The 23397-nt window shown below is 63.3% G+C and carries 20 protein-coding genes and 1 CRISPR repeat array; of the genes, 7 read left to right on the top strand and 13 right to left on the bottom strand.

Annotation, left to right across the window (positions count from 1 at the left end; genetic code table 11):
- Positions 1-5 precede the first annotated feature (5 nt).
- From csy1 to cas6f, 4 genes are read left to right on the top strand one after another with little or no spacing between them, the layout of a single operon-like run.
- The gene (csy1, locus tag CYJ07_RS08650) at positions 6-1355 is read left to right on the top strand and encodes a type I-F CRISPR-associated protein Csy1 (protein ID WP_104203293.1); all 1350 of its coding nucleotides are present in this window, start codon (positions 6-8) and stop codon (positions 1353-1355) included.
- Positions 1352-2329, top strand: coding sequence for a type I-F CRISPR-associated protein Csy2 (gene csy2 / locus CYJ07_RS08645; RefSeq protein ID WP_104203292.1), 978 nt, complete (start codon positions 1352-1354; stop codon positions 2327-2329). The genes csy1 and csy2 overlap by 4 nt, the downstream gene beginning before the upstream one ends.
- Positions 2330-2344: 15 nt before the next feature.
- Positions 2345-3379, top strand: a complete 1035-nt coding sequence (csy3, locus tag CYJ07_RS08640) for a type I-F CRISPR-associated protein Csy3 (RefSeq protein WP_104203291.1) — start codon at positions 2345-2347, stop codon at positions 3377-3379.
- A gap of 3 nt (positions 3380-3382) precedes the next feature.
- On the top strand, positions 3383-3952 hold the full coding sequence (gene cas6f / locus CYJ07_RS08635; protein WP_104203290.1) for a type I-F CRISPR-associated endoribonuclease Cas6/Csy4: 570 nt from the start codon (positions 3383-3385) through the stop codon (positions 3950-3952).
- A gap of 129 nt (positions 3953-4081) precedes the next feature.
- Positions 4082-8312: a CRISPR direct-repeat array (repeat unit 28 nt; unit sequence GTGAGCTGCCGCACAGGCAGCTCAGAAA).
- A gap of 73 nt (positions 8313-8385) precedes the next feature.
- On the opposite strand, the gene CYJ07_RS08630 is transcribed toward cas6f, so the two are convergent.
- The 3 genes from CYJ07_RS08630 to CYJ07_RS08620 form a co-directional block, all read right to left on the bottom strand.
- A complete protein-coding gene (locus CYJ07_RS08630; protein ID WP_104203289.1) occupies positions 8386-9387 on the bottom strand; it encodes an aldo/keto reductase in 1002 nt (333 codons plus the stop codon).
- A 129-nt stretch (positions 9388-9516) separates the two neighbouring features.
- Positions 9517-10065 (bottom strand): porin family protein, encoded by a 549-nt coding sequence (locus CYJ07_RS08625; RefSeq protein ID WP_197038297.1) that lies wholly within the window; start codon positions 10063-10065, stop codon positions 9517-9519.
- 190 nt (positions 10066-10255) lie between these two features.
- Positions 10256-10678: a DUF6746 family protein gene (locus CYJ07_RS08620; RefSeq protein ID WP_104203287.1), complete on the bottom strand. Its 423-nt coding sequence runs from the start codon at positions 10676-10678 to the stop codon at positions 10256-10258.
- 161 nt (positions 10679-10839) lie between these two features.
- On the opposite strand from CYJ07_RS08620, the gene CYJ07_RS08615 reads away from it, so the two are divergent.
- Entirely contained in the window at positions 10840-11430 is a 591-nt protein-coding gene (locus CYJ07_RS08615; RefSeq protein ID WP_104203286.1) for a DUF4202 domain-containing protein, read from the top strand.
- A gap of 49 nt (positions 11431-11479) precedes the next feature.
- On the opposite strand, the gene CYJ07_RS08610 is transcribed toward CYJ07_RS08615, so the two are convergent.
- Positions 11480-13027 (bottom strand): alkaline phosphatase D family protein, encoded by a 1548-nt coding sequence (locus CYJ07_RS08610; RefSeq protein WP_104203285.1) that lies wholly within the window; start codon positions 13025-13027, stop codon positions 11480-11482.
- 171 nt (positions 13028-13198) lie between these two features.
- Positions 13199-13570 carry a DUF6746 family protein gene (locus CYJ07_RS08605; protein WP_104203284.1) on the bottom strand — a complete coding sequence of 124 codons (372 nt, stop codon included), beginning with the start codon at positions 13568-13570 and terminating at the stop codon, positions 13199-13201.
- A 189-nt stretch (positions 13571-13759) separates the two neighbouring features.
- Here CYJ07_RS08605 and CYJ07_RS08600 point away from each other — a divergent pair, with 189 nt between their 5' ends.
- On the top strand, positions 13760-14020 hold the full coding sequence (locus CYJ07_RS08600) for a hypothetical protein (RefSeq protein WP_104203283.1): 261 nt from the start codon (positions 13760-13762) through the stop codon (positions 14018-14020).
- Positions 14021-14022: 2 nt separating this feature from the next.
- On the opposite strand, the gene CYJ07_RS08595 is transcribed toward CYJ07_RS08600, so the two are convergent.
- A complete protein-coding gene (locus CYJ07_RS08595) occupies positions 14023-15108 on the bottom strand; it encodes a C45 family autoproteolytic acyltransferase/hydrolase (RefSeq protein WP_104203282.1) in 1086 nt (361 codons plus the stop codon).
- Complete coding sequence (locus CYJ07_RS08590; protein ID WP_104203281.1) at positions 15105-15863, bottom strand: dienelactone hydrolase family protein; 759 nt, start codon at positions 15861-15863, stop codon at positions 15105-15107. Before CYJ07_RS08590 ends, CYJ07_RS08595 begins: the two co-directional genes overlap by 4 nt.
- A gap of 192 nt (positions 15864-16055) precedes the next feature.
- On the opposite strand from CYJ07_RS08590, the gene CYJ07_RS08585 reads away from it, so the two are divergent.
- Positions 16056-17261, top strand: a complete 1206-nt coding sequence (locus CYJ07_RS08585; protein WP_104203280.1) for an ABC transporter substrate-binding protein — start codon at positions 16056-16058, stop codon at positions 17259-17261.
- Between the two features lie 76 nt (positions 17262-17337).
- Here CYJ07_RS08585 and CYJ07_RS08580 read toward each other — a convergent pair whose 3' ends face one another.
- From CYJ07_RS08580 to CYJ07_RS08555, 6 genes are all read right to left on the bottom strand, one after another.
- The gene (locus tag CYJ07_RS08580) at positions 17338-18657 is read right to left on the bottom strand and encodes a branched-chain amino acid ABC transporter permease (protein WP_104203279.1); all 1320 of its coding nucleotides are present in this window, start codon (positions 18655-18657) and stop codon (positions 17338-17340) included.
- Positions 18657-19664, bottom strand: coding sequence for a branched-chain amino acid ABC transporter permease (locus CYJ07_RS08575; protein ID WP_104203278.1), 1008 nt, complete (start codon positions 19662-19664; stop codon positions 18657-18659). The genes CYJ07_RS08580 and CYJ07_RS08575 overlap by 1 nt, the downstream gene beginning before the upstream one ends.
- 31 nt (positions 19665-19695) lie before the next feature.
- Positions 19696-20400 carry an ABC transporter ATP-binding protein gene (locus tag CYJ07_RS08570; protein WP_104203277.1) on the bottom strand — a complete coding sequence of 235 codons (705 nt, stop codon included), beginning with the start codon at positions 20398-20400 and terminating at the stop codon, positions 19696-19698.
- Between the two features lie 80 nt (positions 20401-20480).
- The gene (locus tag CYJ07_RS08565) at positions 20481-21251 is read right to left on the bottom strand and encodes an ABC transporter ATP-binding protein (protein WP_104203276.1); all 771 of its coding nucleotides are present in this window, start codon (positions 21249-21251) and stop codon (positions 20481-20483) included.
- Positions 21252-21385: 134 nt separating this feature from the next.
- On the bottom strand, positions 21386-22828 hold the full coding sequence (locus CYJ07_RS08560; RefSeq protein ID WP_104203275.1) for a sodium-dependent transporter: 1443 nt from the start codon (positions 22826-22828) through the stop codon (positions 21386-21388).
- 173 nt (positions 22829-23001) lie between these two features.
- Positions 23002-23322, bottom strand: coding sequence for a hypothetical protein (locus CYJ07_RS08555; protein WP_104203274.1), 321 nt, complete (start codon positions 23320-23322; stop codon positions 23002-23004).
- Between the last annotated feature and the right edge of the window lie 75 nt (positions 23323-23397).

Raw genomic sequence — 23397 nt, 5'->3', positions numbered from 1 at the left:
AACCTATGCCAGAACACTTTCATAGCCTACCTACAATCCAAGCTCTTATATATGGATTTATTCATGACCGCTTCGCGACCAAGACAGAAAAGCTCCCAGCGAACGATCCCAAGTATCTTGAACTCCAGCAGCAGTTCGAGCCGCAAACCTGGTTGGCCGATGCGGCCCGCCGCGTTAGTCAGCTTCAGGTCGTCACGCACTCCCTGAAGGCGATTCACCCAGATGCCAAGGGCACGAACCTCTACGTCGAACCCGGCCAACTAAACCAAGGTAACCTGGTGGGTAGCCACTGCCTGCCTGCCGACTTTCAGGGCGATGTCGTCGGCAACGCTGCGGCGCTTGATGTCTACAAGTTCCTGAAACTCGAGTGGCAAGGACATACGCTGCTGGAGCGCGCTATCGACTTTGACGAAACATTGATTGATGCCTTGAGCCAGGATCGTGATGAGGCCGAAAGCTGGATGCGCGCCTTCGCTAGCATTACCGAGCCAAAGGGTACGCCCAGCTCCCATTTGATGGGCAAACAGCTCTATTGGCTGGTCGGTGACGATCCCAATGATGATAATAACTATCACCTGCTGGCACCGCTCTATGCAACAGCGCTCACTCACCGCTTCTACGCGCAGGTAAGTCCCAACACTTGGTTCTTTGGCGATCATAACAAGGCAGCACGTAAGGCGCTGAAGGACAAGACGCCGTTTGAGGGGGGCTATACCAGCTACCCTAATCTGGCAGTCCAGAAGCTCGGCGGCACCAAACCGCAGAACATCTCGCAGCTCAATAGCGAACGGGGCGGCCAGAATTATCTGCTGGCATCGCTACCGCCAAACTGGGAGTCGCGCGAGGTGTACGCGCCGATGCGGGACGCCTTCCGAGCATTCAAAGGGCGTCCAAACGTCCGACGCATTGTGGGTGAACTCAAGCGCTTACTAGAAGCGGATCCCGCCAAGAACATGCACACCCGTGATTTGCGCGACGACCTCACCGCCATGCTGGTCGACGAGTTGATGCTGTTTACGTTCGCTATCCATTCCTTGGCACCTGGCTGGACGGCTGATGAGAAGTGCCAGTTGGCCCTGGAGGAGCAGTATTGGCTGGATCCGGGCCGAGCCCATGAGGATAGCGAGTTTGCCGAAGCGCGCCGCCAGTCCAACTGGCACGAAGTCATCAGCTCACGTGCGGCCAATTGGCTCAATCGTGAACTGAGCTACAACAGTCCTCTCAGCTTTGGAGACGCGGAACACCACCACTGGAAACGCCGGTTTGAGGGCATCGTGACTGAGTTCCGCCGTCAGCTCGACGATCTGCAAGAAGCGTTGCGCGATGAAGACGATGACCAAGGAGACGCAGCATGATCCAGCATCTTCTTCTGCTTCCCCGGCTGCGTATCCAGAATGCCAATGCCATCTCCAGCCCGATGACCTGGGGGTTTCCTGCCATGAGCGCCTTCATGGGGCTGATGCAGGCGTTGGAGCGTAACCTGTCCGACGACACCAAGCTGCTCTTCAACGAGATCGGGGTGGTGTGTCATCGCCTCGACCCCCACGTCACATCGGGAGGCTTCACACGTGCCTTCCATCTCACCCGTAATCCTGTAGACAAGACCGGCAGCACAGCGGCCATCGTTGAGGAAGGCCGGGCGCATCTGGAAGTCTCGCTATTGATTGGTGTCGAAGCAGATGGTGGCGATGACCTGAAAAGCGCCGAACGCCGTCAAGCGATTGCTAAACAGCTTTATCAGCAGGTACAGGGAATGCGTATTGCTGGCGGCAGTGTGATACCGCCCCGCCCCGGCGAGCGGCGCCATCGCCCGGAGCTGATCAGCTTCAATGCCAAGGAGGAAGAAGGCACGAAACAGTGGCATCGACTCAGGCGCCGGCTTTTGCCGGGGTTTGCGCTGGTGCTCCGTGATGACCGGCTCACTGAGCATACCGCCACGCTCAAAGCGAATAGCGAGAGTGCTACACCACTGGACGCCTGGCTCGACCTGTCGCGACTCAACCACGAGTGCCGAGTCACTCAGGGAGAAGACGATAACGGCAAGGAACAGGTGGTCTGGGAGATTCGCCGCCCATATCCCGGTTGGCTAGTGCCGATTCCGGTGGGCTACGGCGCCATTTCCGAGCTTTTCGGCCCGGGTACGGTAGCTAATGCCCGAGATCCAGAAGTGCCGTTTCAGTTCGTCGAAAGCCTTTACTCGATCGGCGAATGGGTAAGCCCCCACCGAATCAAGCATCCCGAAGCCTTGATGTGGTTCGTGGAGAACGATTTCGAACGTGGCCTCTATCGCTTGAGCAACGCCTACACCGACACCTTGACCAACGACTGACGCAGGAAACCTCTCATGGCCAAGAATGACACACTCAAAACCGCTTCCGTTCTCGCCTTCGAGCGCAAGCTCGACCCGTCCGATGCACTGTTCAGCGCTGGCAACTGGGATGACCGCGCCCAACATGCGACATGGAGCGGCATTCCAGTTCGCGAGAAGTCCGTTCGCGGCACTATTTCCAACCGATTGAAGGCCAAGGATCAAGACCCGGCCAAGTTAGATGCCGCGATTGAGAACCCCAACCTACAGACGGTCGACGTCGCAGCGCTGCCTCACGATGTCGATACCTTGGCGGTGCACTTTACCCTGCGCGTGCTGGCCGGTGCCGGTATCCCCTCGGCCTGCAACAGCGCCGAATATCAACGTAAGCTTAAACAAACAGTGACGGGCTACATCAGTGAGCACGGCTTTGGCGAGCTCGCTCATCGCTATGCTTGCAACCTCGCCAATGGCCGCTTCCTGTGGCGCAATCGCGTCGGTGCGGAAAAGATCGAAGTCGTCATCAGTCAGGTGAAGGAAGGGCAAGCGGAAAAGCAGTGGACCTTCAATGCGCTCGAGCATTCGCTGCGCGATTTTGAGGGGAGCAAGGCAACTCGCGAGCTAGGCGAGCTCATCAATGAGGCGCTGTCCGGAGAGCGTTATCTTCTATTGGATGTAATGGCCTTTGCCAGGGTCGGTGCGGGACAGGAAGTATTCCCCTCTCAGGAGCTGATTCTGGATCGCAGCCGTGGCGACAAGAGCAAAACGCTCTACAGCATTGGGGATAATAAACAGGCCGCCATCCACTCACAGAAGTTGGGTAATGCCCTGCGCACCATCGACACCTGGTATCCGGTGCCGGAAGACGGCAATGACCTTGGCCCAATCGCCGTGGAGCCCTACGGCTCGGTGACCACTCAGGGGAGTGCCTACCGTCAGCCGAAGCAGAAGATGGATTTCTACAATCTGCTCGATAACTGGCTACTCAAGGATCAGGTGCCCACTGCCGAACAGCAGCACTTCGTTATGGCGACCCTTATCCGCGGTGGCGTATTCGGCGATGCGGGGTAAGCCATGGATTATTATCTCGATATCCGTCTGCGGCCCGATCCGGATTTCTCGTCAGCGATGCTGATGGGGGCGCTCTATAGCAAGCTGCATCGAGCCCTTTTCGATCTGGAGGCCGATGATATAGGCATCAGCTTTCCCGACCACAAGACCGGCGTGCGTGCGCGCACGCCGGGGGATCGGCTGCGGTTGCACGCTGGGCAAGCGCGATTGGAGCAGTTGATGGAGATTGCATGGCTCACCGGCATGCGCGATCACGTAATGTTGGAAGCCATTCAGCCAGTACCTGCCGAGGCGCGGCATCGTAACGTTCGGCGCCGACAGTTCAACACTGGAAGCCCTAGCCGCGCGAAGCGTTATGCCCAACGGCACAGCATCGGGGTCGAAGAGGCACAGCGCTTGATGGAAACGCCCGCCGCGCGCCAGATCGCCCTGCCTTTCGTGCAGGTCAGCAGCCGCTCCAGTGGGCAGCGGTTTGCGCTATTCATCGAGCATGGCCAGCTACAGCCTCAGCCTGTCGCGGGTCGCTTCAATCACTATGGATTGAGCGGTGAGGCCACTGTGCCCTGGTTCTGACCCTTTTTAGGAGGGTTTCATTAGGTTCCTGAAAATCAAGTTGTTAGCGACGCCTCTCTAAAAAGGGAGGCGTCGCTCCATCAAGGGGTTGTTCTTTAACAATCAAGTACTTAATTTGAGTATGCTCTAGTGAGCTGCCGCACAGGCAGCTCAGAAAGAGATCCTCAAGAAGTCGAGCGTCCCGGTCTAGTGAGCTGCCGCACAGGCAGCTCAGAAAATCCAGGAGCGCATGGATCGCCGTTCAGAGCGGTGAGCTGCCGCACAGGCAGCTCAGAAATCCCGCCGCCGAGGCGCTGCGTCAGCAGAAGCGTGAGCTGCCGCACAGGCAGCTCAGAAATGCCCGCTAAGGGTTAGGTGGCCGAGCGAGTCGTGAGCTGCCGCACAGGCAGCTCAGAAAGAGGGCACCGTCTGGCAGCGCGACGACGGCGTGTGAGCTGCCGCACAGGCAGCTCAGAAATGGCCGCGCAGGCTGTTGGCCGCGAACATGCCGTGAGCTGCCGCACAGGCAGCTCAGAAAGCCGATTCCGCGACGGCGGCCGGGAACAGCGAGTGAGCTGCCGCACAGGCAGCTCAGAAAAGCGGCGGGGCGCAGAGCGCCACCCGCGACGCGTGAGCTGCCGCACAGGCAGCTCAGAAAGCGCCCAGCAGAGCCGCAACCGCGAGCTGCTCGTGAGCTGCCGCACAGGCAGCTCAGAAAGGCACCGCCCAGCAGTTCGCCGACCTGTCGAGGTGAGCTGCCGCACAGGCAGCTCAGAAAACAGCGGGCACCCCATGCGGGCCAGCCCGCCCGTGAGCTGCCGCACAGGCAGCTCAGAAATCAACTGGCGGCGCCACCACAGCGGGCACCCCGTGAGCTGCCGCACAGGCAGCTCAGAAAATGTCCGATGAAGTCGGAATTCGAGCCGCTGAGTGAGCTGCCGCACAGGCAGCTCAGAAATATCTCAATGGCGTCTGGTCCCGTGCCCGCGCGTGAGCTGCCGCACAGGCAGCTCAGAAAGTCCAGGGCGGCGCCGAAATGCGCTGCGGGACGTGAGCTGCCGCACAGGCAGCTCAGAAAAGAAGATCGCAGCGGTCGTGTCAGGAGCGAAACGTGAGCTGCCGCACAGGCAGCTCAGAAATCTTGCTCCTGGCGGTCCCAGGTCAGCCGCTCGTGAGCTGCCGCACAGGCAGCTCAGAAAAGCAGTTCCTGGAGCGCTACGCCGAGCCTCTCGTGAGCTGCCGCACAGGCAGCTCAGAAAAAGTTCGCCAACCGGGCCGCGAAGAAGATCCCGTGAGCTGCCGCACAGGCAGCTCAGAAAAGACCCAGCTGCACCAGGCGATACGCCGCTTCGTGAGCTGCCGCACAGGCAGCTCAGAAAGAGTATCGCAAGGCGCCGCGAGTGATTGGCGTGTGAGCTGCCGCACAGGCAGCTCAGAAATCGAAGCGCTCCACGTCTGCCAGCAGCAGCTCGTGAGCTGCCGCACAGGCAGCTCAGAAAGCCCGGAAACCACCCGCCAGCGCCTTGCCGAAGTGAGCTGCCGCACAGGCAGCTCAGAAAGCCGCCATCTTCTGGCTGAAGAACCGACAGCCGTGAGCTGCCGCACAGGCAGCTCAGAAACTGACCGGGCTGGATCACCTCGAAGGCAAGGAGTGAGCTGCCGCACAGGCAGCTCAGAAAACTCTGGTGACCGCGCCGCCCAGCAGGCCGGAGTGAGCTGCCGCACAGGCAGCTCAGAAAAGCTTGCGGGCGATCGCGTAGCGCAGGCCGACGTGAGCTGCCGCACAGGCAGCTCAGAAATGGCTCAGCACCGGGTAGATGTCGGCAGGCGAGTGAGCTGCCGCACAGGCAGCTCAGAAAACCTGCTCCACGCCCCGGCCACCGCCCTGGAGGTGAGCTGCCGCACAGGCAGCTCAGAAAGTACAGACTGCCTCGATGCCGCTCTTGCCAACGTGAGCTGCCGCACAGGCAGCTCAGAAATGACCGCACTCATGCAGCAGATGGGGCTGAGTGTGAGCTGCCGCACAGGCAGCTCAGAAATGCCACTGGCTCACAGCGCAAGGTCTACAGGAGTGAGCTGCCGCACAGGCAGCTCAGAAAATTACGCGGTCTCCTTCTTGCCGTAGCGCTTCGTGAGCTGCCGCACAGGCAGCTCAGAAAAGCAGGACATCATGGAGATCGAGCAGCGCATCGTGAGCTGCCGCACAGGCAGCTCAGAAAAGTGCCTTGTTCAAAAGCCTGATCGATCAAGCGTGAGCTGCCGCACAGGCAGCTCAGAAAACGATGATGGCGGAGGTGCCGAAGCACCCCAGGTGAGCTGCCGCACAGGCAGCTCAGAAAAGCGCCCGGTGGACTGGGAGGGCAACGAGCAGGTGAGCTGCCGCACAGGCAGCTCAGAAATTCACCAGCTCATGCAGCCCGTGCGGATCGTCGTGAGCTGCCGCACAGGCAGCTCAGAAAGTCGAGAGACGAGTCACGGCAGACCAGCGGCCGTGAGCTGCCGCACAGGCAGCTCAGAAAATCTGCACTGACACCAGAGACAAGCGCATCGTGTGAGCTGCCGCACAGGCAGCTCAGAAAATGATCTTCCAGCTTCTGATGATCGTATGGCTGTGAGCTGCCGCACAGGCAGCTCAGAAAGGCTTGAATCTCAGCGAGGCTGAGCAGACCGGGTGAGCTGCCGCACAGGCAGCTCAGAAAGATCGCCTCCATGGGAATGGCGAAGCTCATGAGTGAGCTGCCGCACAGGCAGCTCAGAAAGTTACTCGCCCAACGAGACGATGGTCTATCAGGTGAGCTGCCGCACAGGCAGCTCAGAAAATACCGCTCGGGGCCTCAACCCGGGCGCGTCGGTGAGCTGCCGCACAGGCAGCTCAGAAATGATTCTCGACGAGCGCGGCGAGCGCACCGAGGTGAGCTGCCGCACAGGCAGCTCAGAAATCAGCCGACTGCAGGCCCGGATCGAAGCGGAGGTGAGCTGCCGCACAGGCAGCTCAGAAAATCGCCCGGCAGCGCCCACCCACCACGGCCGTGTGAGCTGCCGCACAGGCAGCTCAGTAAACCTGCCGGTAGCCGGTGGCCAGGTAGTAGGTGTGAGCTGCCGCACAGGCAGCTCAGAAAATCTCTAGCGCATCGCCCTCCTTAAGGTCGGTGTGAGCTGCCGCACAGGCAGCTCAGAAATCTACCCGTTGGGTCGGCGTGGCATCGGCCCAGTGAGCTGCCGCACAGGCAGCTCAGAAATGGTGCAGGAGCGGCGCTTGACCCGCGACCAGGTGAGCTGCCGCACAGGCAGCTCAGAAAACCGAGAGACCGCCGAGGGGGTAACGCCGAAAGTGAGCTGCCGCACAGGCAGCTCAGAAAGTACAGACTGCCTCGATGCCGCTCTTGCCAACGTGAGCTGCCGCACAGGCAGCTCAGAAATGACCGCACTCATGCAGCAGATGGGGCTGAGTGTGAGCTGCCGCACAGGCAGCTCAGAAAGTCGATCTCGCCGTCGGCATCGGCGACCGCCCGTGAGCTGCCGCACAGGCAGCTCAGAAATGGTGCGAAGAACGCATCCTCGTCGGCGAACATGTGAGCTGCCACACAGGCAGCTCAGAAAATCGTGGAACATGCCGCGCATGTGCTCCATCCGTGAGCTGCCGCACAGGCAGCTCAGAAAATGCATGACGAGCTGATCGAGAGCAACCCGCTGTGAGCTGCCGCACAGGCAGCTCAGAAACTGGAGCTGGCCCGTGAGCTTGAGCGCGAGAGGTGAGCTGCCGCACAGGCAGCTCAGAAAACCGTCGACGGCCTCGAAACCGCCATCGTCGCGTGAGCTGCCGCACAGGCAGCTCAGAAAACGCCGCCCGAAAAGCGGTCAGGATCGAAGCCGTGAGCTGCCGCACAGGCAGCTCAGAAATTGAGCGGACCCGAATCCTATCCCACCCTTAAGTGAGCTGCCGCACAGGCAGCTCAGAAACTCGCGGTCGCGGGTGCCGGTGGAACGGGTGCGGTGAGCTGCCGCACAGGCAGCTCAGAAAGCCGGCAGCCAGGCCAGTGGTGGGGTTGGCGTGTGAGCTGCCGCACAGGCAGCTCAGAAATGATGCGCGACTGGCGCAAGGGCGATGCCGCAGTGAGCTGCCGCACAGGCAGCTCAGAAAGACTACCAGCGCTGGGAGCGCCAGCAAGGAGGGTGAGCTGCCGCACAGGCAGCTCAGAAAGACTACCAGCGCTGGGAGCGCCAGCAAGGAGGGTGAGCTGCCGCACAGGCAGCTCAGAAAAGCTGCAAGCCCGCAGGGAGGCATGACCCATGGTGAGCTGCCGCACAGGCAGCTCAGAAACTGAAGACCCCTGCAAGGAAGCACGTTGGCCAGTGAGCTGCCGCACAGGCAGCTCAGAAATGCTTCTCCGCGATCAGGCGGTCGAGGCTGGCGTGAGCTGCCGCATAGGCAGCTTCAGCTAAGTGGAGCGCTCTTATCCAAACTCCTCCGTATCCACATCCGCCTGCTGCGCCTCGCTGTAGCGGGCGCCGGCCACTTGGTTCGGCGTCATCATGGCGTTGAGTCGGGCGACGGTCGGGTTGTCCAGGCTAAGCGGCTCGGCCGCTAGGTTCTCGCGCATGTGCTCGACGGAGCGTGTGCCGGGTATGGGGATGATGTCGTTTCCCTGGGCCTTGAGCCAGGCCAGGGCTAGCTGGGCGGGGGTGACTCCCAATTCGTTCGCGACGGCCGTGAAGTCTTCCAGCAACCGCAGGTTCTTGGGGTAGTTCTCGGCGTTGAAGCGCGGCATGTGGCGGCGCATGTCGCCTTCCTCGAAGGCCGCCGGTTCCCTGAGGGCGCCGGTCAGAAAGCCTCTGCCCAGGGGGCTGAAGGCCACCAGCGCCGTATCCGCCTCTCGACACGCTTCGATCAAGGCAATCTCGGGGTTGCGCGTCCACAGCGAATATTCGGACTGCACCGCGGCGATGGGATGTTCGGTTCGGGCGCGTCGCAGGGTGGCGGCGGAGATCTCGGAAAGCCCAACGGCGCGTATCTTGCCTTCTTCCACCAGCCGCCCCAGGGCGCCGACGCTCTCTTCGATGGGCACTTGGCGGTCCATTCGGTGCAGGTAGTAGAGGTCCAGATGGTCGGTGCGCAGGCGTTCGAGGCTCGCTTCGCACTGCCGGCGGATCGTCTCGGGGCGCCCGTCGATGACACGCTTGCCGAGCTCGGGGTCGATGGCCAGGCCGCACTTGCTGGCCAGGAAGAGCCGGTCGCGCTTGCCCTGAAGCGCCTGGCCTACCACGCGCTCGTTGGCCGTGGCGCCGTAGAGGGTCGCCGTATCGAAGTGGCGGTACCCCATGTCGAACGCGGCATCGAGGGCGCGCAGCGCCTCGGGTTCGGGGACGCGAATTCCGTAGCCATGAGAAAGGTTCATGCAACCCAGGCCGATGGTAGGCGATTCAACTTCCGCGAGGCGCTGCAAGAGGGTCGACATGGGGATCCTTGGGTCGATGATGTACCGCCATCATGCCGAGGTGGGGCACGTTATCGCAAGCTGGACGTACCTCCCCAGGCACCACGAAAAAGGCCGGCGATCACCGGCCTTTTTGCAGAGTGTCGCGCTTCAGAAATGGTAGTTCAGGCCCACGCCTATGGCCGAGACTTCATAATCCGACTTGTCGAGATAGGACATGTACTCGAGGTTGGCTGACAACTGCGGTGCGACCTGTCCTTGAACGCCTACACCGTAAGAGAAGTCGGTGTCACTGTCGCTCTCGGAGATACCCAGCGCGTCGGAAGAAAGCGTGGCCTTGCCACGAGTGAAGCCGACGAGGCCATAGAGCGAGACAGGAGAGTCGCCCAGAGGAAGATAGCCGGTGCCGTACAGGCCCAGCACATGGTCGATCTCGCCGGTCACATCGATGCCACTGTAGTGGTGGGTGTCGTCCGAGATTCCAGTGCCTGCTCGTGCTTCGATAGCAAAGTTATCCACCAGGAAGTGGCCAAAACGAAAGACGGCAGCGCTCGGTTCGAAATCGGAAGACACACCGCTGATATCGACTGTGGTCCATGAGAACTGGCCGCCCATATATGTGTTGCCCGCCTGAACGTCGGCCAGAGCAGTGGTGGAGGCCATTAAGGCAGCGGCGGCGAGGATATACTTCGGTTTCATTATGTTCCCTGCGGTCATGTACGCGAAATTACAGCGCGAAACCTAACATTACCGAAGCGAAATTAACAAGAGTTCAAAAACGGTGATTTGGCCAGGCTGGCCGGGCATGAACGGAAAGCCGCGTGAGCTGCGGCTTGTCCGGTTTTGTAAGTTATTTCTTACAAAAAGTTGAGGAGTAGCTTACGTACGCTTACTCCCGCAGCGTGCGGTACTTCTCCAGGTATCCTCTGCCGTTCTCCCGGATGCTCTCGGCATCGCCGCTCTCGGCGCCGGCTTTCACTTCCTGTACCTGGTCGCTCATGTTGTCGAGCTCTTCGTCGATCTTCGCCAGGGCATTCTCGATGGTCTCGGTGAGCTGTTGAATGATGGCGATGTCGCCTTCGGTCAGCTCCTCCTTTTTCATCAGCACGTCGAGCAGGTCGTTGCGCAGCTCCAGGGCATCCACGGCGTCCTTGAGGGTCTCGACGGTCTGGCCCTGGGTCTGTTCGAGCTCCTGCTTGAGTTCCGCTTCGATTTTGTCGTCGACGGCGTCGACGTCGAGGTCCTGTTCGCTGGCGTGAACGATGCCCAGCGACAGCAAGGCGAGAAAGGGGACGAGAAGTGCATGTCTCATGGAATACCTCTCCTTGGCATTCGATAGGTGTTTACCAAGTTAGGTTGAGATTCAAATAGTTAAAAGGCGACATTCGCTGCGGCCGGCGTCAGCGGGCGAGTTACCGTTCGGCTTGCCGGGTGCGGTATGCTGGGTGAACAAGGCCTTGGAGAGAACTCCCCATGTCAGATCAAACTCCCTACCAGCGTGTCATCTCCGACCTCGATGCCCTGCATGCCGAGGACCCGCGGCGGGTGGAGGTCGAGGGTGAGTCCCTGCCGCTGGAGCTGTGGCATGCGGGGCGCATGAGTGCCTGGCTGGAGCAAGTAGTGGCGGCGCCCGACGAGCTGACGCGGATCGCGGTGCGTGGCCAGCACCTGCAGCGCTGGCAGGTGCCGCGCAACCAATACCCGGAGGGGCGCGTGGGCTATCTCACCTGGCGGCGCGATCAGGGCAAGCGGGCCGGGGAGACCACGGCGCGGGTGATGGAAGCGGCCGGCTATTCCGCGGAGGACGCCGCCGAGGTTTCCCGGATGATCCGCAAGCAGGGCCTGGGCCGCGACCCGGGCACCCAGGCGGTGGAGGACTGCGCCTGCCTGGTGTTCCTCGAGAACTACTTCGCCGACTTCTCCAAGCAGGTGGAGCACGAGCACCTGGTGCGCATCGTGCAGATGACCTGGAAGAAGATGTCGCCGCGTGCTCGTGAGCTGGCGCTGGAACTGCCCATGAGCGACGAGGCGCGGGCGGTGGTGGAAGAGGCGCTGGCGGGGTAACCGCACTGCCACGGCCGTGGCAGCGCGACTATCGTTCACTCTTCGGCGCTCAAGCCCTTTGCGGCTCGAGTACCTGCCGATGCAGCGCCTCGCCGGCCGAGTCCATCAGGGTGACGGTGAGGGTTTCGCTCTCGCCGTCCAGGTCGACCTGGCCGAAGAACTGGTAACCCTCGGCGGGTGACAGATTGGCGCGACCTTCGGGCGGAGCCTTCTGGAAGACCACTTCGGGGCCGAAGGTATCGTCGAGCTCGCCGGGGCCGAAGGTACCGGCGTGCAGGGGGCCGCTGACGAACTCCCAGAAAGGGGCGAAGTCCTGGAAGTCGGCGCGCTCCGGCGAGTAGTGGTGAGCGGCGGTATAGTGCACGTCGGCGGTGAGCCACACCACGTTGTGGATGGCATCGTCGCGTATCGCCTTGAGCAGCCCGGCGATCTCAAGCTCCCGCCCGAGGGGCTCGCCGTGATGGTCGTTGGCGATGGCCTCGAAGGCCTCGCCGTCGCGCACGATCAGGCCGATGGGCATGTCCGAGGCGATGATTTTCCAGGTCGCCCGGGACTGGCGCAGGCCGTCCAGCAGCCAACTCAGCTGGTCCTGTCCGAGGAAGACGGCCTCCTCACCGCCGGCCTGCCGGTTGCGGCTGTTGGCCGCGCGATGGGAGCGCATGTCGAGCATGAAGATCTCCAGGCTCGGGCCGTAGGCGAAGCGTCGATGAACTTTCCCGGGAGCCTCGGGGCGTTGGCGCAGCGGCATGGACTCGAGGAAGGCATGCCGCGCACGAGCGGCGAGCAGCGATACGTTCTTCTCCGTATAGCGGTCGTCGTCGAGTATCTCGCCGGGATACCAGTTATTGGTGGTTTCGTGGTCGTCCCATTGGGCGAGCATTGGCACGGCGGCATTGAAGCGGCGCACATTGGCGTCGAGCAGGTTGTAGGCGTACTGGCCGCGGAACTCGTCCAGGGTCTCGGCTACCTTGAGCTTGGCGGGGGTCACCCGATTGCGCCACAGCTCGCCATTGGGCAGCTCTACGCTCTCCTGCAGAGGGCCATCGGCGTAGACGGTGTCGCCGGAATGGATGAAGAAGTCCGGCTGTTGGCGCAGCATCGTTTCGTAGGTGGTCATGCCTCCTCTCGATTCGTCGATTCCCCAACCCTGGCCGGCAGTGTCGCCGGACCAGACGAAACGCACGTTCCGACGGGCCGCCGGGGGCAGGCGCAGCTGGCCGATGACCGGCTCGCTGACAGCGCGGCGATCGTCCAGCGCCTCGAAGCGGATGCGATAGTGGGCAGTGTCCATGCCGCCCAGGCCGGTGGCGTCGAGCTTGGCGGTCAGGCCGGTGGATGGCAGGGCTTCGGGGCCGAGCAGTCGGCGGGCCCCCCGGAACTCGGGATTGTCGGCGATCTCGATCAGCATGCGGGCCGGCCGGTCGACCTGCGACCAGAGCATGGCGCGGTCGGCGAGCATGTCGCCGCTCATCACGCCGGCATTGATCACGGGGCGGCGGCTCTCGGCCAGCACGATGGAGGGTGCGGCCAGAGTGGCGCCCAGGGCGGCCCCGCCTTTCAGGCCCAGGCTCAGCAGATTTCGTCGCGACAAACGCATCGTTAGCTCCTGCGGATGGATGATCAAAGCATCCTGGCAGGGCGCCATGACAGCGGCTTGGCAGCGAAATGACACCTCGGTCGTTGGGTGAGAGCCGCGTCGAGGAAGCGATGGCTTGTCGGTTAGACGAAGGGGGCCCCGGCGGCAAGCGCCTGCCGGGGCCCTGGCGTCTCAGGGGGCGAGCGTCTGGGCGGCTTCCAGGTAGGCGGCACCGTGGCTCTGGACGCGCTCGAAGTCTCCGGTCTCGGAACCCAGGTGAACCTCTTCCAGGTTGACCGCCAGGGTGTCCACTTCCTCGTTGATCTTCTCCAGTGCGTTTTCCAGGGTGTAGGTCAGCTCGTGGATGGTGCCGAGATCCTCGAGGCTCAGCTCATCCTGGGCGAGCAGGTCGGCCAATTGCTGATTGTATTCGGAGAAATTGGCCATGGCCTGGCTCAAGGTTTCGGCGGGCTCGCCCTTGAAGTGCTCGGCGGAGGAACTGGCCTGGGCGGTGGTGGCGAACATCAGGCCGGAAATCAGGGCGGGCAGCAGCAGTGTCTTCATGGGTCTCGTCTCGACTTGAAATGAGAATGGTATGCGTTAGCTTGTGTACCACTCCCAAGCGTCACGGGCAATGCGGGAAGAGAACGAGAACGATTTTTCTTTATGGAATTTGACAGAGATCACCCCGGCGGCTAGATTTTCCAAAGTTAATGATAACCGTTATCATTAACAGCGTAATCGGAGGTTGCCATGCCGTACCGCATCAATACTGCCCTCAAGGGAGCCAACCCCACTCTCCAGATCTGCGACGCCACGTCGGGCTCTGTGCGTCTGGCCTGGGAGTACCCGCGCCACGACCCGGCGCTTTCCGAGGAGGATCGCGAGCTGCTGCAGCTGCGCCGGGAAGAAGCCATCCACGAGCTATTCCGTCGCCTGTTTCTGCTGACGACCGAGCAGTACCTGAAAGGCGAGCTGGCGGAGTTCGAAGCGCCTGAGCGCCGGCTGGGCTGAGTTCAGTTCAGGCCTATCCGCAGCGTATCGCCGGTTTCGCAGGGCTTGCCGTGGCGCAGGGTCAGGCGACGTTCACTCAGGTTCATCACTACCGCGAACAGCGTCTCCATGCGCTCTTCGGCGGGCTGGTCCGGGTTGAAGTGGCGGCAGATCGACAGCGGTGTGCCGTGATGGTCGCTGAGGATGTCGAACAGGGCTGCGTCGTCGATATCCGCCTCGGCGTGCAGCGTATCGTGAAGCAGGGTGTCGAGCCGGCGCAGACGTGGCTGCGAATCGGCACGGGGGAAGTCTTGCACCGGGCAGGCAACGCCCTGGGCGTAGAGATGGTTGGTATGGGTGACGATGCCGTTTCGGGGTGCGATTCGGCCGGGCTCGCCGGGTTGCACCTCGAGCCCCGCGGCCTGGCCCCCCTCGTTGCCGACCTGAGCGCTGGCGAGAAGGAAATGCGCGGGCGAGCAGACCCGGTCGCGGGTCGCCACGTCGAGGGCGCTGTCGAAGTCGGGGCTCTCTAGTATCTTGCGCAGGGCAACGTGGATCGGCAGCCCCTCGCCGCAGGTTTGCGAGCGAATGGCGTTGAGGCAGACGCCGATGCCGTGAGCGTTCAGCCCCACCTTGCCCACCATGCCGGCCTCGCCGATGGTGACCAGCGCGGGGCGGCCGTCGCCCCGGATGCGCAGCGCCACCACGTTGTCGAGCTGATCGTGACGCCAGTCCCAGTTCTGGGCCAGCCATTGCTGGCCGTGACGCCGCAGGGAGAATGCTGAGCAACCGCCGCTGGCGCGTGTCAGGGCGATCTCGCTGCGGCAATTGAGCGTCAGGATGTCAAGGAAGTCGACCCCCGCGCCCCAGGCGATGCCGGCCATCTCGTCGAGCATGTCGGGGAAGCCGCGCGAGATCATCGCTTCGAAGCGACCGGCTTCCTCGCGCGCCTGTGCCCAGCCGATGCCGACGAAATCGCGGAACAGCCGGCCGTAGACCTCGATGCCGCGCTGGATCGGCTGCCGGTGAATGCGTCCGTGGGCCACGCCGATCTCGCCGGGACCGCCGGCCAGCTCGGTCACGCTGAGCGGGGCGGCAGCGGCACTCACAGTACCTCCTCGAGATAGGTCATAAACGCGGCCCAGGATTTCTCGTCGGCACGCTCTTGATAGCGCTCCCCATCGAAGACCGTGAAGGCGTGCGGGGCGCCGGAGTAGATCTCGACCTCATAGGTGGCCTCGATGGCTTCGAGTTCCTCGACCAGCGTGGCGACGTCTTCCATGGTCACCGATTCGTCGGCGGCGCCATGGGCGATCAGCAGCGGCGGGACTTCCTCGGGCCACTCCTGGCCTTCCGGCGTGGCCAGGCTGCCGTGGAAGCTGACGTAGCCGGCGACGTTCTCGGCCTCGCCGGAGCGGGCGATCTCCAGGGCCACGGCGCCGCCAAAGCAGTAGCCGATGACGACCACCTCTTCTGCAGCCTCCTGTTCGCGGACTTGGGCCAGACCTGCCAGGGTCAGCTCGCGCATGCGCTCACGGTCGCTGTACAGGGCTCGGGTGGCTTCCTGGCGTTTCTCCACCGTCTCGGGGCGCTGGTTCTGGCCGAACAGGTCGACGGCGAAGGCGTCATAGCCCTGCTTGGCGAGCATGTCGGCGCGCTCGCGTTCGTAGTCGCCCAGGCCGTCCCAATCATGGACGATCAGTATCGTGCCGCGGGCGTCGCTGTCGGCGCCGACGAAGTAGCCCTCGAAAGGCTCGTCGCCGACCTCGTAGACGATGTCTTCGCCGGCGGGTTCGAAGGCGTGAGCGGCCGTGGCCAGGCTCAGGATGGCCAGCAGCGCCAGAGGGCGTGAGGCGGAATGCATGGTTCGGCTCCTTGCTGTCGGGACATGGCTGCAGGCCTTTCAGTATAGGCACGCATGAGGGGCCCCTGCCGCCACGGCGGGGCGATCCGGCATAGCGCAACGTTGGTAGTGAGGGCTTGTGTTTTGACCGCGACCCTTCCAGATTTAGGGAGGTGCCCTTTATTCATTAGCAACCAGAGTGAGCAGAACAAAATGAAAAAACGCATTTTGGCGATGGCAGTGGCAGCGTCCAGTCTGGCATTCGTCGGTGCTGCGCAGGCACAGGTCAAGGTCGGTTTCCTTGGCGGTTTCACCGGGCCGATCGAGAGCCTGACGCCGCCGATCTACGAAGGCGCGCAGCTGGCCGTCAAGCAGATCAACGAGCAGGGCGGTATTCTCGACGGCCAGACGCTGGAGATGCCCAACGCCGATACTACCTGCAGCGACGCCTCGGCGGCGTCCAACGCGGCTGACCGCATGGTCAACACCGAGCAGGTCACCGCCATCGTCGGTGCGCTGTGCACCGGGGCGACCCTGGCGGCAGCCAACAACGCGGCCATTCCCGGCGGCGTGGTCATGGTTTCGCCGGCGTCCACGGCCCCGGCCGTCAGCGAGCTGGACGACAACGATCTGGTGTTCCGCACCGTGCCGTCGGATGCCTACCAGGGCCAGATCCTGGCCAAGCTGATGCTCGAGAAGGGCTTCGACACGGTAGCGGTCACCTACGTCAACAACGACTACGGTCGCGGCCTGGCCGATGCCTTTACCGAGGCCTTCGAGTCCGGCGGCGGCACCGTGGCCGAGAACCTGGCACACGAGGACGGCCGCGCCGACTACCGCTCGGAGCTGGGCTCGCTTTCGGCGAGCGGTACCGACACCCTGGTGGTGCTGGCCTATGCCGACGGCTCCGGCCAGACCATTCTGCGCCAGGCCTACGAGAGCGGCATGTTCAACCAGTACGCCGGCGCCGACGGCATGGTCGGTTCGTCACTGGTCGAGGCGGTGGGCGAGGATGCGCTGCAGGGCATGATCGCCACGCGTCCCGGCAGCCCCGAACTGCCCGGCACCGAGACCTTCAACCAGGCTGCCGAGGAGGCCGGGTTCGACCCCAGCTCGGTATTCGCCGCCCAGGCCTACGACGCCGCCTTCCTGCTGGCGCTGGCCATCGAACAGAACGGCAGCGCCGAGCGCGAGGGACTGTCCGAGGCGCTGCGCGCCGTGGCTTCCGAGCCGGGCGAAGTGGTCCTGCCCGGCGAGTGGGAGAAGGCACTCGAACTGATTGCGGCCGGTGAAGAAATCAACTACGAGGGCGCCTCCGGTCGTCACGAGTTCGACGACAACGGCGACGTGCCCGGCATCGTGGTCGAGATGACGGTGGAGGGGAGTGAGTTTGTCGGCAAGGGGCAGGTCGACCTCTAACGCCATACGGTAAGCAGCAGGCAAACGAAAGCCCCGGCGGGGAAACCCGCCGGGGCTGTTTTTTGCACCTTCCTGCCTAGCCGTGGTGCTTGACCTTCTCCGGTAACAGCCCCTGCGGGGCGAAGCGCAGCACCAAGGTGATCAACAGACCAATCACGAACACCCGGGCCTGCAGCGCGCGACTGTCGAGATTGCCCGGCGGCTCCCAGCCGAAGGCGCCCTCGCCGACCCACACCGCCAGGTTCATCAGCGCGAGCGCCAGCGGTTCGGACATGATCCAGATGATGTAGACCGCCACGGCGCCGAAGATCGTGCCCAGGTTGTTGCCGGGGCCGCCGAGGATGACCATCACCAGCACCAGGAAGGTGTGGTTGAGCGGCAGGTAGCCCTGGGGGTCGAACAGGCTGTTGAACGACGTCAGCGCGCCGCCGCCGATGCCCATCAGGATGCAGCCCAGCACGAAGATCTCCAGCCGGCGGCGATTGATGTCCTTGCCCATGGCCGAGGCGGCCACCTCGTTGTCGCGGATGGCCCGGATCATACGTCCCCAGGGGGCATGATAGGCGCGGTGCAGCAGGAAGAAGATCGCCGCGATCATCACCGCCGTCACCGAGAGATAGAGCGCTCGGGAAAGCGTGAAGCCGAGGGTGCTGGGCCCGGGGGTGGGCCAGGGCAGCGGCGAGACGGTGGCAGTACCGCGGGTCAGCCAGTCGGAGTTCTTGAGGAACGCCTTGATGATCTCGGCGATGCCCAGGGTGGCGATGGCCAGGTAGTCGCTGCGCAGGCCCAGGCAGATGTGGCCGATGAAATAACCGACGCCGCCGGCCAGCGCGCCGCCGACGATCCAACCGGTCCAGGCCGGCAGCCCCAGGCCGCCGATGAAGCCGGCGCGCGATTCGATCTCATCGGTCACCTCGCGCAGCATGCTGATCACCACCAGGTAGAGCACCACGGCAAGCACGATGGCGATCAGGGTGCGCAGCTTCTTGGGCACCCCGACGCGATCGAGCCGAGTGGCGCCGAACACCAGCATCGCGGCAGCGGCGAGGTAGAGCAGTACGCGGCCTAGTTCGCCGGGCAGCTCGGTGCCCCAGAAGGCGTCGTTCACCGGCACGCTGAAGAACATGGCGCAGAAGCCGCCGAGCGCCACGAAGCCCATCACGCCGGCATTGAACTGACCGGCATAGCCCCATTGAATGGTCAGGCCCAGGGCCAGGATGGCATAGCAGGCCGCCTCCACCAGCATGCGCGTGCTGTAGGCGACACCCATGACCGCATAGACGCCGAGCACCGCTGCCAGGACAGCGCCGAACAGGACGACCTCGCGCAGCGGGAAGCGCGAGGGAGCGGCCACCGTATCGTCGCGGCGCGAAGCGTGTTCTTGTTGTGTGCTCATCAGATCACCTTACCCTTGAAGATGCCGGTGGGACGCCACACCAGGATGGCCACCAGGATGAAGAAGGGCACCACGATCTTGTACTCGGTGCCGACGAAGGCGAGGTTGCCGGCCTGCGCCAGCCACTCGGGCAGGCTGTCGCGGAAGGGGCGCAGCAGCACCGACCAGTTGAATACCGCCAGGGTCTCGGCGAAGCCGACCACGAAGCCGCCGGCGATGGCGCCGTAAGGGTGCCCCACGCCGCCGACGATAGCCGCGGCGAAGATCGGCAGCAGCAGGAAGAAGCTGAGGTCGGGCTTGAAGGTCACGTCGAGCGAGAGCAGCGTTCCGGCGATGGCGGCCAGCCCCCCGGCGATGACCCAGGTGACGGCCACGATGGTATTGGTGTTGATCCCCGAGGCCCGCGCCAGGTCGGGGTTGTCGGACATGGCGCGCATCGCCTTGCCCAGCCGCGAGCGGTTGAGGAACAGGTGCAAACCGACCACGGCAGTGACGGTGAGCACGAAGAGGATGATCTGCGGCTCGGTGATCACGATCGGCGCCCGCACGCCTTCGATGGGCAGCGCGATGCGGTAGATCTCCTTGCGCTCGCCGGCCAGGTAGAGGTTCTGCGCGCCGGTGCCGGCGAACAGGCGAATCAGCCCCTGCAGCATCAGGGTCACGCCCAGCGAACCGATCACCAGCACGATCGGCTTGACGCCATGGGCGCGCAGCGGCTTGTAGAAGGCCTTGTCGATGCCCACCGCAAGCAGCGCGGTGAGCACGATGGCCAGCGGCAGCATGACCACCGGCGTGGGCAGCCCCACGACGCCGCCCACGCCGGGGAAGGCCAGCGTCAGCAGCAGCACCATGAAGGCGCCGAAGGTCATCATGTCGGCATGGGCGAAATGGGCGAAGCGCATGATGCTGAACACCAGCGTCACGCCGACGGCGCCGATGGCGTAGATCGAGCCGGTCACGCTGCCGGCGATCACCACGTTGTTGATAAAGAAGACCAGTTCGTTCACAACGTTCTCTCCAGATCCTGGCTCCGGGGGCTCAGCCGCCCAGGAAACTCTTGGCGACTTCGGGGTCGGCGAGCAGGGCGGCACCGGTATCGGTGAAGCGGTTCTGACCGGCGGCCAGGACGAAACCCTTGTCGGCGATGGCCAGCGCCTGCTTGGCGTTCTGCTCCACCATCAGGATGCCGACGCCGGCGGCATTGATCTCCTTCACCCGCTCGAAGATCTCGTTCATGTAGAGCGGCGAGAGGCCGGCGGTGGGTTCGTCGAGCAGCAGGATCTCGGGTTCGGCCATCAGCGCACGGCCCATGGCGACCATCTGGCGCTGGCCGCCGGAGAGCTCGCCGGCCGGCTGGTGGCGCTTGTCGTAGAGCGGAGGGAAGACGTCGTAGATATTCTTCAGCATGCGCTTGACGTTGCCCGGCTTGAGGAAGGCGCCCATCTCCAGGTTCTCTTTCACGGTGAGGCTGGGGAAGACGTTCTTCTCCTGGGGGATGAAGCCCATGCCCTTCTGTACCAGCTTGTTGGGCGGCAGGTTATGGATCGGCTCGCCGCGCAGCAGGATCTCGCCCTGGCTGACGGTGAGCAGGCCGAAGACGGCCTTGAGCATGGTCGACTTGCCGGCGCCGTTGGGGCCGACGATCACGCCGATCTCGTCGGCCTCGATCGTCATGTTCACCCCATTGAGGATGTTCATGCCGCCGTAGCCGCCATGCACGTCGCGTGCTTCGAGTAATGGCATCGTGTGTTCTCTGCGCTGTCGTGACTGTTTTTCTTGTCTCCCGCGCTTGGGCGGGCAGGCTCAGGTGGGGCGGTGCCCCCTCAGGCGGCGTTTGAGCCGAAGTAGGCTTCGATCACTTGGGGATCGTTCTGGATCTCCTCGATGCTGCCTTCGACCATCACGCTGCCTTGGGCCAGCACGATGACCGGATCGCACAGCCGCGCGATCATGTCCATGTCGTGCTCGATGACGAGGAAGGTGTAGCCGAACTCGCGATTGAGCCGTTCGATGTTGCCGACCAGGTCGCCGAGCAGAGTGCGGTTGACCCCGGCGGCGATCTCGTCGAGCAGCACCACGCGGGCGTCGGTCATCATGGTCCGGCCCAGCTCCAGCAGCTTCTTCTGGCCACCTGAGAGGTTGCCGGCCAGCTCGTTGCGCACGTGGTAAAGGCCGATGAAGTCGATCACCTCGAGCGCGCGGCGGCGCACCTCGGCCTCCTGCCGCGCCACGCTGCCCGGCTTGAGCCAGGCGTCGAACAGGCTCTCGCCCGCCTGACGCGGCGGCACCATCATCAGGTTCTCCAGCGCGGTCATGTGGCAGAACTCATGGGCGATCTGGAAGGTGCGCAGCAGTCCCTTGTGAAAGAGCTCGTTGGCGGGGCAATTGGTGATGTCCTCGCCGTCGAGCAGGATCTGGCCGCTATCGAGCGGCAGAGCGCCGGCGATGATGTTGAAGAGAGTTGATTTTCCGGCGCCGTTGGGACCGATGAGTCCGGTGATCGAGCCTTTCTCCACCTGGATGGAGCAGTCGTTGATGACCTTCAGCCCACCGAAGGCCTTGTTGACGTGCCTGACGTCGATAATGGATGCCATATGTGTTCCTGCCCTGTTTCCGGACCGTTCGTCGCTCCGGAATGTTGTTATTGGTCCCGCCGATAGGATGACGTAGACGGGCCATGGTCTTGTTATCGGACCGCCGGCGGCGGCGGTGGGTCAATATTGATTTATCACCCCTGGCGGCCGTCACCCAGGTAGGTGCGGCCCGCGGCGAAGGCGCCGACGATGAACAGTGCACCGACGGTCGGTAACAGGTAGCCCTCCACCTGCGGGATGCTGCGCAGGAAGACGAAGGCCACCGCGGCCGGTGCCACGAAGCGTACCAGGAAACGCCATACCTGGAACCAGGTCTCGCTGGTGCGCATCTCCTTCATGACCTCGGAGTAGGTCAGGGCCCAGCCGGCGAACAGTGCGATCAGCAGGCCGCCCAGTGGCATGAAGATATTGGTCAGCAGTTCGATGAAGTCGAAGGCGCTGCGGCCGAACAGCGTGTGGAATAGACTGTCCTCGGCCCAGGTATTGAAGCTGACGACAGTGAGCAGGCCCATCGCCCAGCTGGCGAGCACCATGGCGAATACGGCTTGGGGGCGCGTCAAGTCGAAGCGCTCGACCAGGAAGGCGGCCACCGGCTCGATCAGCGAGATCGAGGAACTGATCGCCGCGCCCAGCACCAGGATGAAGAACACCCCGCCCACCAGTCCGCCGAAGGGCATCTCGGCAAAGGCCAGCGGCAGGGTGACGAACATCAGGCCCGGCCCGGCGGCAGCGTCGAGCCCGGCGCCGAACACCAGCGAGAAGATCGCCAGTCCCGCGACCATGGCCACCGCGGTATCGATGAAGGCGATGGCGAAGGCGGTACGGCTCAGCGAGGCGTCGCTGGACATGTAGGCGCCGTAGGCCATGATCGCACCCATGCCGAGGCTCAGGGTGAAGAACGACTGGCCCATGGCCTGCAGCCAGCCCTCGAGGCTCAGGTCGCCCAGGTTGAAGGTGAACAGGAAACTGGCGGCGGCGGCGAAGTCGCCGTTGGCGATGCCGTAGAACAGCACCACCAGCAGGATCGCGAACAGGGCCGGCATCATGATACGCAGGCCGCTCTCGATGCCCTTGTGGATGCCCATGCCGACGATCAACCCCGAGGCGATGATGAACAGGGTGTGATAGAGAGTCAGCAGGCCCGGCGAGGCCAGCAGGGCGTCAAAGCCGGCACCGATGGTTTCGGCGTCGGCACCAACCAGCGTTCCGGTGAGCATTTGCCAGGTGTAATGGATCGCCCAACCGGCGATCACCGAATAGAAACTCAGGATCAAGAAGGCCGAAGCGGCGCCCAACCAGCCGATCGATTCCCAGGCCCGGAAGGTGTTATGGGTGCGGGTCAGAAAGTGCATGCCCATGATCGGGCTGCGCCGGCTGGCGCGGCCGAGCATGGTCTCGGCGATGAGAATCGGGATGCCCACGGCGAAGATGGTCAGGGCGTAGATCAGGATGAAGGCACCACCGCCGTTCTCGCCGGCCAAGTAGGGAAACCGCCAGAGGTTGCCGAGCCCCACCGCCGAACCGACGGCGGCCAACAGGAAGGTGCCCTTGTGAGTCCAGACGTTATGCGTACTCATTGTTATTCCGAAGGATTGCGCTTGGCCTTGTGGGCCGTCGGATGTCCGCCGCTGGCCGGTGAGGCCGGTTTGGCGGCGGGTACACTCTGCGACAGAACCCGCTGCGTAGCCAGAGGCCAAGCGTTAAGGCTGCGTTGGGGGCGGCGGATGACCGGGGCTCGGGAACGTGGAAGTCAGTCCTCGCCCGGGTCTGCTTCGCCCTCGTCGCGACGGGTTTCGAAGGCGCGCATCGCGTCCGGCAGGCGTACGGTATCGCCGATCGCAAGTTTGCCGAGCGCATTGAGCCGCTTGCCGCCGTGGGAAATTATCGCCACCACCTGGCCGATGCTGGTGTCGTCCACGTAGGCCTCGACCTTGATGCGCACCACCTTGCCCCGATAGCGGGCCGAGAGGATGTCACCGGGGCCGGGCTCCGAGTAGCCCTGGGGGGAGCGCTCGTAATGGTGCATCACGCTGTCGGCACCCGGGTCGTCCCATTCGACGTGTTTATGCATGCTGGCTCCTCGCTGTTGCTGGGTTTGCCTATAGCGTAGCCGCTCTCGCGAGATGGCCCGACGCAAAGCGCCCGC

Source organism: Billgrantia saliphila, from assembly GCF_002930105.1.
In the GTDB taxonomy this organism is placed as follows: Bacteria; Pseudomonadota; Gammaproteobacteria; order Pseudomonadales; family Halomonadaceae; genus Halomonas; species Halomonas saliphila.
The sequence above is the reverse complement of the archived record's forward strand: the minus strand, read 5'-3'. Positions and strand labels throughout refer to the sequence as shown.